This is a genomic window from Planobispora longispora (assembly GCF_016863135.1).
GTDB classification, from domain to species: domain Bacteria; phylum Actinomycetota; class Actinomycetes; order Streptosporangiales; family Streptosporangiaceae; genus Planobispora; species Planobispora longispora.
Genome location: NZ_BOOH01000023.1, coordinates 313,489 through 328,842 on the forward strand (window position 1 = coordinate 313,489; position 15,354 = coordinate 328,842).

Genomic DNA, 15,354 nt, shown 5'->3' on the forward strand with positions numbered 1-15,354 from the left:
GATTCCTTACGTGGACGAGTCGGTCTTCTGCGCAAGCGGCCGGGCTGACCGGCTCAGAGATGCTTGTAGACCTCGTCCAGCCCGATCCCCTTGGCGATCATGAGGACCTGGACGTGGTAGAGGAGCTGGGAGATCTCCTCCGCGGCCCGCTCGTTCGACTCGTGCTCGGCCGCCATCCAGCTCTCGGCGGCCTCCTCCACGACCTTCTTGCCGATGGCATGGACCCCGGCGTCCAGCGCGGCCACGGTCCCCGACCCCGCGGGCCGGGTGCGCGCCTTGTCGGACAGCTCGGCGAACAGCTCTTCGAAGGTCTTCATGGTCTCTCTCGGCGTCGTCGGATGTGCCAGCCCAGCCTAACGGGCCCGGCGGGGACGCGTGCGCGCGTGTCCAGCGTGCGAGACCTCTCGACACGGACACCCGCCGGGAGGCTCCTCGGAGCAATGGGGAGCCCGGGGGTGGGAAAGGGCTTGACATGGGGATTCTCAACAGAACCAGGAATCCCCGCCGGGGGCGGGGAACGTCCGGGTCACCGGGCGGGGACGGGGAGAAGGACCGGCACGGGGACCAGTACCGGTCACCCGGCGGCGCCGGGCGGCGTCCGGAGCCGGGCGACGACACGGGCCGGAGCCGCGCCCGGGCGCCGGGCGGCGGCGTGGAGGGCGTCCGCCGCATCCCCTTCGACCCCGGCGCCTCGACCGCGCCCTCCGCGTGGCGGGAGGGCGCGCTGACCCGCATCCTCGAACTGGAGGCCCTGTACGACTGGGTGGAGTACCGCAGCGACTCCGCCGCCCCGTCCGCCGAGACCGCCACGGCCCCGGATCCCCCGCCGGGGTGCGTGGCCGTCACCGCCAGGGACCATCTCGCCTCGGCCCGGCACGCGGCGCAGCACCAGCACGGCTGGTGGCGGTCCGTCAGCGGCGCCACGCACGAGCGGGTCAGCAGCAACTGCGACGCGGCCGAGGCGGACCTGCTCCGCAAGGCTCCGGACGACTACCTCTACGGGCAGCTGCCCAATTTCCTCGCGCACGCCGAGCGCCACCTGGACCGCGACGACATGCGGCTGCGCAGCTTCAGGGCCCTGGTGGAGCGGCTGAACGAGAGGCTGGAGCAGCCCTCCGGCGCGGCGCACCAGCGGCTCCGCCCGGACCGCTCCGACCCTCCGCCGATCACCGGGGCGGAGCGCACCCAGATCGTCGCGGCCGTGCGTGCGGCGAGCTCCCAGGCGGGCCGGGAGCAGATGCGCGTGCGGAGCTTCCGCAACGTCCTCATCGTCACCACCGTGGTCATGACCGTCCTCGCCGTCGGCGTCGCCCTGTTCGGCCTGCGGAACCCGACCGCCATCCCGCTGTGCTTCACCCCCGTGCAGCAGAACGGGGGCCGGCTCATGGTGTGCCCCACGGAGCAGAACGCCTTCACTGCGGCGGAGGACCTCGACGCCGTGCTGGCCAGGACCGTGGACAGGCTGGATCTCCTGACGATCGAGTTCGCGGGGCTCATCGCGGCGGCGATCTCCGCCGCCCTCGCCCTGAAGAACCTGCGCGGGAGCAGCGTGCCGTTCGGGCTGCCGATCGCCCTGGCCCTGCTGAAGCTCCCGATGGGCGCCCTGACCGCCCTGGTCGGCCTGGTCCTCATGCGGGGCGAGTTCGTCCCCGGCCTGAGCGCGCTCGACTCCTCGGCCCAGATCCTGGCCTGGGCCGTGCTGTTCGGCTACGCCCAGCAGCTGTTCACCCGGTTCGTCGACCAGCGGGCCCAGAACGTGCTCGACAGCGTGCGGGGCGCCAAGAGCACCGCCGCGGAGGAGTCACCGGGCGGCCAGGCGGGCGACCGGACCCCCGCGCCGAACGGCCGGGCCCCGGCGCGCCCCGCCTGACCTCCGGGGCACCGGTCCGGGGGCCGTTCCGCGCGGTCCCCGGTCACATGCCGAAGGGCCGGCACGGCGGCTGCCGTACCGGCCCTCCGGGTCGTCAGAAGTGATCAGCGGCCGTAGCGGTGGCCGCCGGAGTGGTCGCCGTGCGGGCGGCCGCCGCGGAACCCGCGGCCGTCGGTGCGGCCCTCGGGGCGACGCTCGCCGCCACGGGACTCGCCCCAGGAGCCGGAACGGCCCTCGGCGCGGTAACCGCCGCGGTCGTCGCCGAAGGAACGCTCACCGCTGCGGTAGCCGCCCTGGCGCTCGCCACGGTAGCCGCCGCTCTGCCGGTCACCCTGCCGGTCGCCGCGGAACGAACCGCGCTCACCGGCCGGACGCTCGGTGCGGTACTGGCCGCGCAGGTCGCTCACGTTGCCGCCGTTGCCGCGCCCCTCACCGCGGTAGCCGCCGCGGCTCTCGCCGGACCGCTCGTCGCCGGCGGAGCGCTCACGGGGCTGGTAGCCCTCGCCGCCGTGGCCGGGACGGTCACGGAAGCGACGCGGGCCGCGGCCGCCACCGCCGCCGAAGCCCTCGCGGCGCTGGCGCTGCTTGGCGACCGGAGCCGAGGGCTCCCAGACCGGGATCGGCTCGCCGCTGGGCATGCGGGCGCCGGCGACCTCCGAAAGGCGCGGGTGGCCCGGGGTGGCCTTGAGGCGGAACGGCTTGATGCCCGCGCGGCGGGTCATCGCGTCGGTGGAGCGGCGCTCGTTGGGGAGCACCAGCGTCATGACGGTGCCCTTCTCCCCGGCGCGGGCCGTACGGCCGCCGCGGTGCAGGTAGCTCTTGTGGTCCTGCGGCGGGTCCACGTGCAGCACCAGGCTGATGTTGTCCACGTGGATGCCGCGGGCCGCGACGTCGGTGCAGACCAGGACGCTGATCGCGCCTTCCTTGAACTCCGCCAGGATGCGGGTGCGCTGGTTCTGCCGCTTGCCGCCGTGCAGGCCGCCGGCCTTGACGCCGACCTGGGCGAGCTGCTTGCACAGGCGGTCCACGCCGTGCTGGGTGCGGACGAAGATGATCGTCCGGCCGTCGCGGTTGGCGATCTCGGCGGTCACCGGGAACTTGTCGTCGCGGTGCACCTCCAGGACGTGGTGCTCCATGGTGTCCACCGGGGAGGTGGCCGGGGCCAGGGAGTGCGTCACCGGGTCGGTGAGGAAGCGCTTGACCAGCTTGTCCACGTCACCGTCGAGGGTGGCGGAGAACAGCAGGCGCTGGCTGCCGGCCGGGGTCTGCTGGAGCAGGGCGCTCACGACCGGGAAGAAGCCGAGGTCGCACATGTGGTCGGCCTCGTCCAGGACGGTCACCTGGACGTCCTCCAGGGAGCACTCCCCCTGCTGGATGAGGTCGGTCAGGCGGCCCGGGGTGGCCACGACGATCTCGACGCCGCGGCGCAGCGCCTCGATCTGGCGGCCCATCGACATGCCGCCGACGACGGTCTTCATGCGCAGGGACAGACCGCGGCCCAGCGGCTCGAGCGCGTCGGTGACCTGCATGGCCAGCTCGCGGGTCGGGACCAGGATGACCGCGCGGGGGCGGCCGGGGGCCGCCTTGACGCCGGCGACGCGGGTCATGGTGGGCAGGCCGAAGGCCAGCGTCTTGCCGGAGCCGGTCTGGCCGCGGCCGAGCACGTCGATCCCGGCGAGGACGTCGGGGATGGCGATGCGCTGGATGGGGAAGGGGCTGTCGATGCCCTGGCGGGACAGCGCGGCCACGAGGGGCTTGGGCAGGCCGAGCATGGCGAAGTCGGGTCCGCTGTCGGCGGTCTCGGCGTCGTCGGATTCCGCGAGCCCGTCGAGCTCGGGAAGGTCGCTGAGCTCGTTGAACTCGTCGTTCTCGGGCAGGACAGCGTCAAGCATGGTCACGAAGATTCGTGCCTTTCGATAGAAGTACGTGGCACGTCACTTCTGCGAAAGGACGAGCCTGGACGCGCGGCAGGTGGCCGCGCTCGATCGACGCCCACGGAAGGGGGCGGTGGTGCGGTGCATGTCGAGGCGCACCGCACGGGGCGGGTCAATCTTACCCGCACGCAGTCAAACCACGATCAAGCATTCCCGGCGTTCGCAGTGCCGGGCCAATCGGGGCGCCCACGCCATGGGGCGGGCGCTTGTCCGTCATGGAGCAACGCTCCTGGCCGGGCTTTTCTTCCCGGCAGGGGGCATCCTCTCACACATTCCGGTACGGCTCACAACCCGCGGGCCGTGAACCGTACCGGAGACAGGTGTGTCAGACGTTGAAGCCGAGCATCCGGAGCTGGTCGCGCCCCTCGTCAGTGATCTTGTCCGGACCCCACGGCGGGAGCCAGACCCAGTTGATCTTCACGTCGGAGACCATGCCCTCCAGCGCGGAGTGCGCCTGCTCCTCGATGACGTCGGTCAGCGGGCAGGCCGCGCTGGTCAGCGTCATGTCGATGGTCGCGATCGGAGCGGTCCCGGCCTCGGCGGGGTCGAGGTTGACCCCGTAGACCAGACCGAGGTCCACGACGTTGATGCCGAGTTCGGGGTCCACGACGTCCTTGAGGGCCTCCATGACCTCGTCAAGGTTCGTCTCCCCGTCGTACGCCGAGGTCGGCGTCTCCACGGGCTTGCTCATCTGGCCTCCTTCGCCGGTGTCCGGGCGGGCCGGGTCCCGGTGTTCACAGCTCGCTCGTTCACGACGCGCTCCTGGCGAGCGCGTCCTTGTAGGCCATCCACGCCAGCAGCGCGCACTTGACCCGGGCCGGGAACTTGGCGACCCCGGCGAACGCGACGGCGTCGCCGAGCACGTCCTCGTCCGGCTCCACCTGGCCCCTGCCCTGCATCAGCCGGGTGAACTCGTCCACCACCGCGAGCGTCTCCCCCACGGTCGAACCGGTGGCGAGCTCGTGCAGGACCGAGGCCGCCGCCTGGCTGATCGAGCAGCCCTGGCCGTCGTAGGAGACGTCCTCGACCTTGTCCCCGTCCCCCAGCCTCACCCGCATGGTGATCTCGTCGCCGCAGGTCGGGTTCACGTGGTGGACCTCGGCGTCGAAGGGGTCGCGCAGGCCGCGTCCCTGGGGGTGCTTGTAGTGCTCCAGGATCAGCTCCTGGTACATCGACTCGGCGATCATAGGCTTGCGCTCACTCGTGGCTCGGCTGCTGGCTCGGTCATCGCTAGGCGAAGACCTTGCGCACGTGGTGGAGGCCGCGGACCAGGGCGTCGATCTCGGCCGGGGTGTTGTAGAGGTAGAAGGAGGCCCGCGTGGTGGCGGGGATCCCGAACCTCAGGTGGAGCGGGCGCGCGCAGTGGTGCCCCACGCGCACGGCCACGCCGAACTCGTCGTCCAGGATCTGGCCGACGTCGTGCGGGTGGATCCCGTCCAGGGTGAACGACACCGTACCGCCGCGGTCTTCCAGGTCCGTCGGGCCCACCACCCGCAGGCCGGGCACCTCGCCCAGCGCCTCCAGCGCGTAGCGGGTCAGCTCGCGCTCGTGGGCGGCGATGGCGTCCATGCCGACCGAGGACAGGTAGTCCACCGCCGCGCCCAGGCCGACGGCCTCGACGATCGGCGGGGTGCCCGCCTCGAACTTGTGCGGCGCGGGCGCGTAGGTCGAGCGGTCCATCCAGACCGCCTCGATCATCTCGCCGCCGCCCAGGAACGGGGGCATGGCCTCCAGCAGCTCGGCGCGGGCCCACAGCACGCCGATCCCGGAGGGGCCGACGGCCTTGTGCCCGGTGAACGCCAGGAAGTCCACGTCCAGCGCGGCCACGTCCACCGCCTTGTGCGGGACCGACTGCGAGGCGTCGAGCATCATCAGCGCGCCCACCTGGCGGACCCGCTCCAGCACCCGGGCGACCGGGTTGACGGTGCCGAGCACGTTCGACTGGTGCGCGATCGACACGATCTTCGTGCGCTCGGTGACCAGCTCGTCGAGGTCCGACAGGTCCAGCCGGCCCTCGTCGGTGACCGAGAACCACCTCAGCGTGGCGCCGGTACGGCGGGCCAGCAGCTGCCACGGCACGATGTTGGAGTGGTGCTCCATCTCGGAGATGACGATCTCGTCGCCGGGCCCCATCGTGAACCGGGGGTCCTCGTTGATGGGGTTGCCGAAGGCGTAGGCCACCAGGTTGAGCGCCTCGGAGGCGTTCTTGGTGAAGACGATCTCGTCGCGGCTCGGCGCGCCCACGAAGGCCGCGACCTTCTCCCGCGCCGACTCGTAGGCCTCGGTGGACTCCGCGCCCAGCACGTGCATGGCGCGGCCGACGTTGGCGTAGTGCACGGCCAGGTGCTCGCGCATGGTCTCGATCACCTGGAAGGGCTTCTGCGAGGAGTTGCCCGAGTCGAGGTAGACCAGCGGCCTGCCGCCGGGCAGCTCGCGGGAGAGGACCGGGAAGTCCTTCCTGATCCGCTCCACGTCGAACACGGTGTCCATGGGTCGCTTACCGCTCCTCATCCGCTACGCGGAGGCCTTGGTGTACGCCTCGTAGCCCTCGGCCTCCAGCTTGTCGGCGAGCTCGGGGCCGCCCTCCTCCACGATTCGCCCGCCGGCGAAGACGTGGACGAAGTCCGGCTTCACGTAGCGCAGGATGCGGGTGTAGTGGGTGATGAGGAGGACGCCGGTCTCGCCGGAGGCGCGGAAGCGGTTGACTCCCTCGGAGACCACGCGCAGGGCGTCGACGTCCAGGCCGGAGTCGGTCTCGTCGAGTACGGCGATCTTCGGCTTGAGCAGCTCCATCTGGAGGATCTCGTGGCGCTTCTTCTCACCGCCGGAGAAGCCCTCGTTCAGGTTGCGCTGCGCGAAGGAGGCGTCGATGGACAGCGCGTCCATGCCGGCCTTGAGGTCCTTGGCGAACTCGCGGAGCTTGGGCGCCTCGCCGCGCGCGGCGGTGACCGCCGAGCGCAGGAAGTTGGAGACGCTGACTCCGGGGACCTCGACCGGGTACTGCATGGCGAGGAACAGGCCGGCGCGGGCGCGCTCGTCGACCGAGAGCTCCAGGATGTCGACGCCGTCCAGCAGGACCTGGCCGCCGGTGATGGTGTACTTCGGGTGGCCGGCGACGGCGTAGGCGAGCGTGGACTTGCCCGAGCCGTTGGGGCCCATGATGGCGTGGGTCTCGCCGGCCTTCACGGTCAGGTTGACGCCGCGCAGGATCTGCTTGTCCTCGACGGCGACCTGGAGGTCACGGATCTCAAGCGTTGACACTTATGACTCCTTCGAGAGCGAGACGAGAACGTCGTCGCCGTCGATCTTGACTCGGTAAACGGGAACGGGCTTGTTGGCGGGCGGGCCGGTGGGCTTGCCGGTGCGCAGGTCGAAGCACGAGCCGTGCAGCCAGCACTCCAGGGTGTCGTCGTAGACCTCGCCCTCGCTGAGCTTGACCTCGGCGTGGGAGCACACGTCGTGCAGGGCGTGGACCTCCTCGCCCTTGCGGACCAGGGCGACCGGGGTCTCCCCGACCTCGACGCCGATCACGCCCCCGTCGGGGATGTCGGCGACCTTGCAGATCTTCTCGAACGTCATCCGGCGAGCCCCGCCTCGACCTTGCTCATCACCCGGTCGCGGAGCTCCTCGACCTCGATCTTCTCGATGAGCTGGCCGAAGAAGCCCCGGATCACCAGGCGGCGGGCCTCGTCGAACGGGATGCCGCGAGCCTGGAGGTAGAAGATGTGCTCGTCGTCCAGGCGGCCGGAGGCGCTGGCGTGACCCGCCCCGGCGACCTCGCCGGTGAGGATCTCCAGGTTCGGCACCGAGTCGGCGCGGGCGCCGTCGGTGAGCAGGAGGTTCCGGTTGAGCTCGTAGGTGTCGGTGCCCTCGGCCTCGACCCGGATGATCACGTCGCCGATCCAGACCGCGTGCGCGTCCTCGCCCTGCAGCGCGCCCTTGTAGACCACGTTGCTGCGGCAGTTGGGCTGCGAGTGGTCCACCAGCAGGCGGTGCTCCAGGTGCTGGCCGGCGTCCACGAAGTACAGGCCGGTCAGGTCGGCGTCGCCGCCCGGGGCGGTGTAGGAGACCGACGGCGAGAGCCGTACCAGGTCGCCGCCCAGGGTCACCACGAAGCTCCGGAACGTCGCGTCCTTGCCGAGCTGGGCGTGGTGGTGGGAGACGTGCACCGCGTCGTCGGCCCAGTCCTGCAGGCTGACGACCTTGAGCGTGGCGCCGTCGCCCACGACGAACTCGACGTTGTCGGCGTAGACCGCGCTGCCCCGGTGGTCGAGGACGACGACGGCCTCGGCCATCGCCTCCAGCTTGACGAGGATGTGGCCGTAGGCGACGCCGTCGCCGCTGCCGGTGAGCGTGATCGTCGTCGGCCTGGAGGCGACCGCCTCGCGCGGGACCGTCAGGACCGTGGCCTTCTCGAAGGCGGTGTAGGCCTGGGCGCTGACCCGGTCGGCGGGCACGTAGGCCTTGCCGAGACGCTGGTCGTCGCGGCCCACGGTCTCCACGGTCACCTCGGGGGCGGCGTCCACCGTGACGTTCACCGCGCCGGAGGCGGCGGCGGTGCCGTCGTGCAGGCCCTTGAGCCGCGACAGCGGGGTGAAGCGCCACTCCTCCTCGCGGCCCGTCGGGACCGCGAAGTCGGCCAGCTCGTAGGAGGCCTTCTCGTGGAGCGTCGACAGCGGCTTCTCGTTCAGGCCCATCAGCCGACGGCCCCTTCCATCTGCAGTTCGATCAGGCGGTTCAGCTCGAGGGCGTACTCCATCGGGAGCTCGCGGGCGATCGGCTCGACGAAGCCGCGCACGATCATCGCCATCGCCTCGTCCTCGTCCAGGCCTCGGCTCATCAGGTAGAACAGCTGGTCCTCGGAGACCTTGGAGACCGTGGCCTCGTGGCCCATCGACACGTCGTCCTCGCGGACGTCCACGTAGGGGTAGGTGTCGGAACGGCTGATCTGGTCGACCAGGAGCGCGTCGCACTTGACGGTGCTGGCGCTGCCGTGGGCGCCCTCCTCGATCTGGACCAGACCGCGGTAGGAGGTGCGGCCGCCGCCGCGGGCGACGGACTTGGAGATGACGGTGGAGCTGGTGTTCGGCGCCAGGTGCACCATCTTGGCGCCGGCGTCCTGGTGCTGGCCCTCGCCGGCGAAGGCGACGCTCAGCGTCTCGCCCTTGGCGTGCTCGCCCATGAGGTAGACGGCCGGGTACTTCATCGTGACCTTGGAACCGATGTTGCCGTCGATCCACTCCATGGTCGCGCCCTCGTAGGCCACGGCGCGCTTGGTGACCAGGTTGTAGACGTTGTTCGACCAGTTCTGGATGGTCGTGTAACGGCAGCGGGCGCCCTTCTTCACGATGATCTCCACGACCGCGGAGTGCAGCGAGTCGGAGGAGTAGATCGGCGCGGTGCAGCCCTCGACGTAGTGGACGTAGGAGTTCTCGTCCACGATGATCAGCGTCCGCTCGAACTGGCCCATGTTCTCGGTGTTGATCCGGAAGTAGGCCTGGAGCGGGATCTCCACGTTGACGTTCGGCGGCACGTAGATGAAGGAGCCGCCGGACCAGGTCGCGGTGTTCAGCGCGGCGAACTTGTTGTCGCCGACCGGGATGACCGAGCCGAAGTACTCCTTGAAGAGCTCCTCGTGCTCGCGCAGGCCGGTGTCGGTGTCGACGAAGATGACACCCTTCTCCTCAAGGTCCTCGCGGATCTTGTGGTAGACGACCTCGGACTCGTACTGGGCGGCGACGCCGGCGATGAGCCGCTGCTTCTCCGCCTCGGGGATGCCGAGCTTGTCGTAGGTGTTCTTGATGTCCTCGGGCAGCTCGTCCCAGGAAGCGGCCTGCTTCTCGGTGGAGCGCACGAAGTACTTGATGTTGTCGAAGTCGATGCCGGTCAGGTCGGAGCCCCAGGTCGGCATGGGCTTCTTACCGAAGAGGCGCAGGCCCTTCAGGCGCAGGTCCAGCATCCACTCCGGCTCGTTCTTGAGCGCGGAGATGTTACGGACGACCTCCTCGGACAGGCCGCGCTTGGCGGCGGCGCCCGCCGCGTCCGAGTCGGCCCAGCCGAACTTGTAATTCCCGAGGCCTTCCAGCTCCGGGCGGTCGGTGACAGTCACCTTCCGGTCTCCTTGCTCGATTCGTCGATCGTTCTATGACGGGGCGGGCTCACGTGGGTGGTGCACACCCCGTCGCCGTGGGCGATGGTCGCGAGCCGCTGCACTGGCGTGCCGAGGATCTGCGCGAACGCCTCCGTCTCGGCCTCGCACAGCTGCGGGAACTCCGCGGCCACGTGCGCCACCGGGCAGTGGTGCTGGCACAGCTGCTCGCCACCGAGAGCGGCCTTGCTCGCCGAGGCGGCGTAGCCGTCGGCCGAGAGGGCCTCGGCCAGGACCCGCACCCGCTGGTCGGCGGGGACGCCGTCCATCTCGGAGCGCAGGCGGCCGACCAGGCCGGACACCTGCGCCCGGGCGAACTCGGCCACGGCTTCCTCGCCCACGCGCTCGGCGAGGAAGCGCAGCGCGCTGCCCGCGAGACCGTCGTAAGCGTGCTCGAAGGCGCTGCGCCCGGCATCGGTGATGGCGAACAGTTTGGCCGGTCGCCCGCGTCCTCGCTGGCCGCGCGGGCGCGCCGTACGGGGCTCGATCATCCCGTCGGCGAGCAGGGCGTCCAGGTGGCGGCGGACGGCGGCGGGGGTGAGCCCGAGTCGTTCGCCGAGGGCGGCGGCCGTGATGGGTCCGTGCTCCAGGATGAGCCGGGCGACACGCGCGCGCGTGCCGCTCTCGGCGGGCACCGCGGAAGGCCGCACGGCGGCGGTCTCCTTGGTGCCTGACATCCCGGTCACGTATTTCACAACATCAGTGTGGCGTAATTCCTTCCCCAGCGCCAAACCGATGTGAGCTTTCCGTGAAATGAGATCCGTCACTCAGGTAAGCCTTACCTAAGCTGCGGAAACGTCGCCGGCGCACTGCGGCCGGAACCGGCGGAATGACGTCATCGGATCCCAACGCGACAGTGACGGGAGTCTGTTCCCATCACCTGTGAAGCCACCGCCACGGAACCCCTCCGCACTCCTCCGCCAAAAGATCCTTTACACGGACTCGTGCAGCGCGATGACGGCGAACGGGGCGAACTGCGGGTCGGCGATCACCGCGACCGGACCGACGGGGGTGTTCACCGGCTCGCTGAAGACCTTGCCGCCCAGCTCCCGGACCCTCGCCACGGCGGCGTCGGCGTCGGCCACCACGAAGTACGTCCTCCAGTGCGAGGAGACCTCCGGCGGGAGGTCCGGCCCCATGGGGACCACCCCCGCCACGGATCGGCCGTGCGCCCGCCACCGGACGTACTCGACGCCCTCGGGCCCGGTGTCCGCGGTCTCCCAGCCGAACACCTCCCCGTAGAAGGCCTTCGCCACGGCCGTGTCGCGGGCCGACAGCTCGGCCCAGCCGAAGGTGCCGGGCTCCCCGGCGAGCTCGGCCCCGTAGTCCTCCCCCGCCTGCCAGACCAGGAAGAAAGCGCCCGAGGGGTCCCGGAAGGCGGCCAGCACCCCCCGATCCATGATCTTCACCGGTTCCACGACGACCGACCCCCCGGCGGCGCGCACCCGGGCGGCCGTCGCGACGGCGTCGTCGGTGGCCACGCTCGTGTTCCACATCGCGTGCGCGCCGCGGCCGATCCGCGGATCGAGGCCGGCCACGAACTTGCCGCGCAACGTGAACCGGCCGTAGCCGGTCTCCGGCGGACCCTCGTCGAACATCACGTCCCAGCCGAAGAGCTCCCGGTAGAAGCGGGCCGCCGCCAGGACGTCGGTGCTCGACAGTTCCACCCAGCACGGGACGCCGGGCGGGTACCCGCTCCGCTCGGACACGCCGGCACCTCCCTCGCACCGCCTCCCGGGGACGCCTCCAGCGTCACACGCGCCGGCGAGGGCCTCCCAGCGGCCGCCGGGAGACTTGGCCGGATCGTCCCGAAGCCTTTTACCCGACATGGGAGGGTCCGGACGCGAGGGCGCGAGAGGAACCGGACCGGGGAGTCCCTAGACTCGTGGCCATGGACTCCCCAGCCGTCGAGATCATCGATCTGGTCAAGCGATACGGCCCGACGACCGCGATCGACGGCCTGTCCCTGCGCGCCGCCCGCGGCGCGGTCACCGCGATCCTCGGCCCCAACGGCGCGGGCAAGACCTCCACGATCGAGATCTGCGAGGGCTTCCGGCGAGCCGACGGCGGCACCGTCAGCGTGCTCGGGCTCGACCCGGCGCGGACGGAGCTGCGGGCCAGGGTGGGCGTGATGCTCCAGGCCGGGGGCGTCCCCCCGGCGATGCGCTGCGGGGAGTGGCTCCGGCTGGCGGCCCGCTTCCACGCCCGCCCGCTCGACCCGCAGGCGCTGCTGGACCGGCTGGGGCTGGCCGAGCACGCCCGCACGCCGTACCGCAGGCTCTCCGGCGGCCAGCAGCAGCGCGTCTCGCTGGCCGCGGCCGTCATCGGCCGTCCCGAGCTGGTCTTCCTCGACGAGCCGACCGCCGGGCTGGACCCGCAGGCCCGGCACGCCTGCTGGGACCTGGTGGGCGAGCTGCGCGCCGCCGGGGTCTCGGTGGTGCTCACCACGCACCACATGGACGAGGCCGAGAAGCTCGCGGACCACGTGGTGATCATCGACCGCGGGACGGTGGTGGCCGAGGGCACGCCCGCCGCGCTCACCGGCGCCGAGCGGCAGCTGCGCTTCCGCGCCCGGCCCGCGCTCACCCTGGACGAGCTGCTCAACGCCCTGCCCGCGGGGAGTTCGGCCAAGGAGTCCCCCGCGGGGCACTACATCATCGAAGGGCAGGTCGGCCCCGAGCTGCTGGCGACCGTGACGGCCTGGTGCGCCGCCGAGGGCGTGACGGCCGACGACCTCAGCATCGAGCGCCGCACCCTGGAAGACGTCTTCCTCGAACTGACCGGCCGGGAGCTGCGATGACCACGGCGAACGACAGGCCCGCGGGCACCGCGCTGGACTTCACCCCGGCCCCGGGCGCCGCGCCCCTGTCCCGGATGGTCGCGGCGCAGGCCGGCGCGGAGATCCGGGCGATACTCCGCAACGGCGAGCAGCTGCTGCTCACGATGATCATCCCGGTGCTGCTGCTCGTCGGGTTCTCCGCCGCGCCGCTGGTGAACGTGGGCGAGGGCCCCCGGGTGGACTTCATGGCCCCCGGCGTCCTCGCGCTGGCCGTGATGTCCACCGCCTTCACCGGGCAGGCCATCGCCACCGGCTTCGAGCGGCGGTACGGCGTGCTCAAGCGGCTGGGCGCGACCCCGCTGTCCCGGGGCGGGCTGATGCTGGCCAAGACGCTCGCGGTGATCGCGGTCGAGACCGTCCAGATCGCCGTCATCACCGGGGTGGCGCTCGCGCTGGGCTGGCGGCCGGGCGGCTCCCCGCTGGCGGCGCTGGCCCTGCTCCTGCTCGGCACCGCCGCGTTCAGCGGGCTCGGCCTGCTGATGGCGGGCACGCTGCGCGCGGAGGCCACGCTCGCCGGGGCGAACCTGGTCTACCTGCTCCTGCTCGGCTGCGGCGGGGTCGTCTTCCCGCTGTCGACCTTCCCCGACGCGATGGAGAAGGCACTGGAACTCCTGCCGATCTCCGCGCTGGCCGGCGGGCTCCGCTCCGTCCTGACCGACGGCGCCGGGCTGCCGGTGGCGGCTCTGACGGTCCTGGCGGCCTGGGCCGCCGTCTCGCTCCTGGCCGCCTCCCGGACCTTCCGCTGGGAGTGACCGCCCGCCGGAAGCGAGCGTTCCCTGGGAGTGAGCGTCCACCGGGAGCGGTCGTCCCCGGGCGGCACTCCGTCTCGGATCATGGACGCGGAAGGCCTGAGTGATCCCCATGGGGCAAGCCTTAGTAAGGTGCGTAGAACCATGTAGCGCCTGAGGAGTCCGATGACCGCCGACGCCCTTCCGGGACCCGCAGAGCCGTACAAGACAGGACCGGCCAGATCGGGGGCCGTGCTCAAGGCCGCCTCGGACGCCATCCCGCCCTCCGGCCTGGTGATGCTGGCCATCCTCTCGGTCCAGCTCGGCGCGGGCTTCGCCAAGGACCTGTTCAGCCAGCTGGCGCCGAGCGCGACGGTGCTCCTGCGGATCGCGATGAGCGCGCTGATCCTGGGCGTGATCGCCCGTCCCCGGCTGAAGGGGCTGACCCGGGCGGACCTGGGGGTGGGCGTGGCGTTCGGCGCGACGCTCGGCCTGATGAACCTGTCGTTCTACGAGGCGCTGGCCCGGCTGCCCATGGGGATCGCGGTGGCGATCGAGTTCCTGGGCCCGCTCGGGGTGGCGGTGGCCGCCTCCCGGCGGCGGCTGGACCTGCTCTGGGTGGTGCTGGCCGGCTCCGGCATCGCGCTGCTCGCGCCCTGGGGCCAGGCGACCGGCCTGAGCTGGGTCGGGATCGGCTTCGCGCTGGTCGCCGGGGCCTGCTGGGCGGCCTACATCCTGCTGTCGGCCGCCGTCGGGCAGCGCTTCCCCGGCACCGGGGGCGTCTCCTTCGCGATGATCGTGGCCTTCCTGATGATCGCTCCCGTCGGGATCAGCACGGGCGGAAGCGATCTGCTCCGGCCCGAGCTGCTCCTGATCGGCCTGGGCGTCGGGCTGCTGTCGTCGGTCATCCCCTACACGATCGAGCTGGAGGCCCTGCGCCGGATGCCCAAGCGGGTGTTCGGCATCCTGATGAGCCTGGAGCCGGCGGCGGCGGCGCTGGTCGGGCTGGTCGTCCTGGGCGAGGTGCTGAACGTGCGCGAGTGGGCCGCCATCGGCTGCGTGGTCATCGCGAGCGTGGGCTCGACGCGCAGCGCCCGCTGACCGGCCCTCGACGCTCAGCGCCCGCCGATCACTCCGGGCGGCTGGCCCAGATGCCCCGCACGTGCCGGATGTGCTGGCGCATCAGCCGCTCGGCTCCCCCGGCGTCGCCCGCGCGCAGCAGGCCGAGCAGGTCGAGGTGCTCGCGGGCGGAGTCGGTCAGCGCGCCCCGCTCGTGCAGGGGCGCCAGGCCGTACAGCCGGGCCCGGTTGCGCAGGTCGCGCACCACCTCGACGAGGTGGCCGTTCCCCGCCAGCGCCAGCAGTCCGACGTGGAAGCGGATGTCGGCGTCCACGTAGGCGAGCAGGTCGCCCTCCTCGGCCGCCTCGACGATCCGCTCGGCGAGCGGGCGCAGCTCCTCGAAGCTCTCGGCGCGGGAGGCGTCGGCCAGGCGCGCCACCGTGGGGACCTCGACGAGCTGACGGATCTCGGTGAGCTCGTCCAGGTCGCGCTCGGACAGCTCGGTGACCCGGAAGCCCTTGTTCCGCACCGCCTCGACCAGGCCCTCCTTGGTCAGATCGAGCATCGCCTCGCGGACGGGAGTCGCGGAGACGCCGAACTGGGCGGCCAGCACCGGCGCGGAGTAGACCACGCCGGGGCGCATCTCCCCGGTGATCAAAGCGGCCCGCAGGGCGTGCGCCACCTGCTCCCGCAGGCTCTGCCGCTCGCCCACGACCGGCAGGTCGAGCCTGTCCGGTGCCGAAGGAGCCATCCCAGCGCCTCTCATCTCGCTCGTC

16 protein-coding genes are annotated in these 15,354 nt (G+C 71.6%); 4 read left to right on the plus strand and 12 right to left on the minus strand.

Annotated elements, in window-relative coordinates; genetic code table 11:
• Nucleotides 1-53 precede the first annotated feature (53 nt).
• Nucleotides 54-317, minus strand: coding sequence for a phosphoribosyl-ATP diphosphatase (locus Plo01_RS17235; RefSeq protein WP_068924109.1), 264 nt, complete (start codon nucleotides 315-317; stop codon nucleotides 54-56).
• A 155-nt stretch (nucleotides 318-472) separates the two neighbouring features.
• On the opposite strand from Plo01_RS17235, the gene Plo01_RS17240 reads away from it, so the two are divergent.
• Nucleotides 473-1,870: a hypothetical protein gene (locus Plo01_RS17240; RefSeq protein WP_203891594.1), complete on the plus strand. Its 1,398-nt coding sequence runs from the start codon at nucleotides 473-475 to the stop codon at nucleotides 1,868-1,870.
• 104 nt (nucleotides 1,871-1,974) lie between these two features.
• Here the strand turns inward: Plo01_RS17240 and Plo01_RS17245 are convergent, their stop codons facing one another.
• The 10 genes from Plo01_RS17245 to Plo01_RS17290 form a co-directional block, all read right to left on the minus strand.
• Nucleotides 1,975-3,762 (minus strand): DEAD/DEAH box helicase, encoded by a 1,788-nt coding sequence (locus Plo01_RS17245; RefSeq protein WP_203891595.1) that lies wholly within the window; start codon nucleotides 3,760-3,762, stop codon nucleotides 1,975-1,977.
• A gap of 367 nt (nucleotides 3,763-4,129) precedes the next feature.
• Nucleotides 4,130-4,495 carry a metal-sulfur cluster assembly factor gene (locus Plo01_RS17250; protein WP_203891596.1) on the minus strand — a complete coding sequence of 122 codons (366 nt, stop codon included), beginning with the start codon at nucleotides 4,493-4,495 and terminating at the stop codon, nucleotides 4,130-4,132.
• Nucleotides 4,496-4,553: 58 nt separating this feature from the next.
• The gene (gene sufU, locus Plo01_RS17255; RefSeq protein ID WP_203891597.1) at nucleotides 4,554-4,991 is read right to left on the minus strand and encodes a Fe-S cluster assembly sulfur transfer protein SufU; all 438 of its coding nucleotides are present in this window, start codon (nucleotides 4,989-4,991) and stop codon (nucleotides 4,554-4,556) included.
• A gap of 43 nt (nucleotides 4,992-5,034) precedes the next feature.
• Nucleotides 5,035-6,294 carry a cysteine desulfurase gene (locus Plo01_RS17260; RefSeq protein ID WP_239316504.1) on the minus strand — a complete coding sequence of 420 codons (1,260 nt, stop codon included), beginning with the start codon at nucleotides 6,292-6,294 and terminating at the stop codon, nucleotides 5,035-5,037.
• Between the two features lie 24 nt (nucleotides 6,295-6,318).
• Nucleotides 6,319-7,065 (minus strand): Fe-S cluster assembly ATPase SufC, encoded by a 747-nt coding sequence (sufC, locus tag Plo01_RS17265; protein WP_203891599.1) that lies wholly within the window; start codon nucleotides 7,063-7,065, stop codon nucleotides 6,319-6,321.
• Nucleotides 7,066-7,383 (minus strand): Rieske (2Fe-2S) protein, encoded by a 318-nt coding sequence (locus tag Plo01_RS17270; RefSeq protein WP_203891600.1) that lies wholly within the window; start codon nucleotides 7,381-7,383, stop codon nucleotides 7,066-7,068.
• Nucleotides 7,380-8,501 (minus strand): Fe-S cluster assembly protein SufD, encoded by a 1,122-nt coding sequence (gene sufD / locus Plo01_RS17275; protein ID WP_203891601.1) that lies wholly within the window; start codon nucleotides 8,499-8,501, stop codon nucleotides 7,380-7,382. Before sufD ends, Plo01_RS17270 begins: the two co-directional genes overlap by 4 nt.
• Nucleotides 8,501-9,913, minus strand: a complete 1,413-nt coding sequence (sufB, locus tag Plo01_RS17280; protein ID WP_203891602.1) for a Fe-S cluster assembly protein SufB — start codon at nucleotides 9,911-9,913, stop codon at nucleotides 8,501-8,503. The genes sufD and sufB overlap by 1 nt, the downstream gene beginning before the upstream one ends.
• Nucleotides 9,910-10,629 (minus strand): helix-turn-helix transcriptional regulator, encoded by a 720-nt coding sequence (locus tag Plo01_RS17285; protein WP_203891603.1) that lies wholly within the window; start codon nucleotides 10,627-10,629, stop codon nucleotides 9,910-9,912. The genes sufB and Plo01_RS17285 overlap by 4 nt, the downstream gene beginning before the upstream one ends.
• Before the next feature lie 255 nt (nucleotides 10,630-10,884).
• Nucleotides 10,885-11,661 (minus strand): VOC family protein, encoded by a 777-nt coding sequence (locus Plo01_RS17290; RefSeq protein ID WP_203891604.1) that lies wholly within the window; start codon nucleotides 11,659-11,661, stop codon nucleotides 10,885-10,887.
• Nucleotides 11,662-11,843: 182 nt separating this feature from the next.
• Between Plo01_RS17290 and Plo01_RS17295 the strand changes: the two genes are divergently transcribed.
• The 3 genes from Plo01_RS17295 (at nucleotide 11,844) to Plo01_RS17305 (ending at nucleotide 14,620) form a co-directional block, all read left to right on the plus strand.
• Nucleotides 11,844-12,752: an ABC transporter ATP-binding protein gene (locus Plo01_RS17295; RefSeq protein WP_203891605.1), complete on the plus strand. Its 909-nt coding sequence runs from the start codon at nucleotides 11,844-11,846 to the stop codon at nucleotides 12,750-12,752.
• The gene (locus Plo01_RS17300) at nucleotides 12,749-13,543 is read left to right on the plus strand and encodes an ABC transporter permease (protein WP_203891606.1); all 795 of its coding nucleotides are present in this window, start codon (nucleotides 12,749-12,751) and stop codon (nucleotides 13,541-13,543) included. Before Plo01_RS17295 ends, Plo01_RS17300 begins: the two co-directional genes overlap by 4 nt.
• A 162-nt stretch (nucleotides 13,544-13,705) precedes the next feature.
• Entirely contained in the window at nucleotides 13,706-14,620 is a 915-nt protein-coding gene (locus Plo01_RS17305) for an EamA family transporter (RefSeq protein WP_203891607.1), read from the plus strand.
• A gap of 28 nt (nucleotides 14,621-14,648) precedes the next feature.
• Here the strand turns inward: Plo01_RS17305 and Plo01_RS17310 are convergent, their stop codons facing one another.
• Nucleotides 14,649-15,329 (minus strand): GntR family transcriptional regulator, encoded by a 681-nt coding sequence (locus Plo01_RS17310; protein ID WP_203891608.1) that lies wholly within the window; start codon nucleotides 15,327-15,329, stop codon nucleotides 14,649-14,651.
• Nucleotides 15,330-15,354 lie beyond the last annotated feature (25 nt).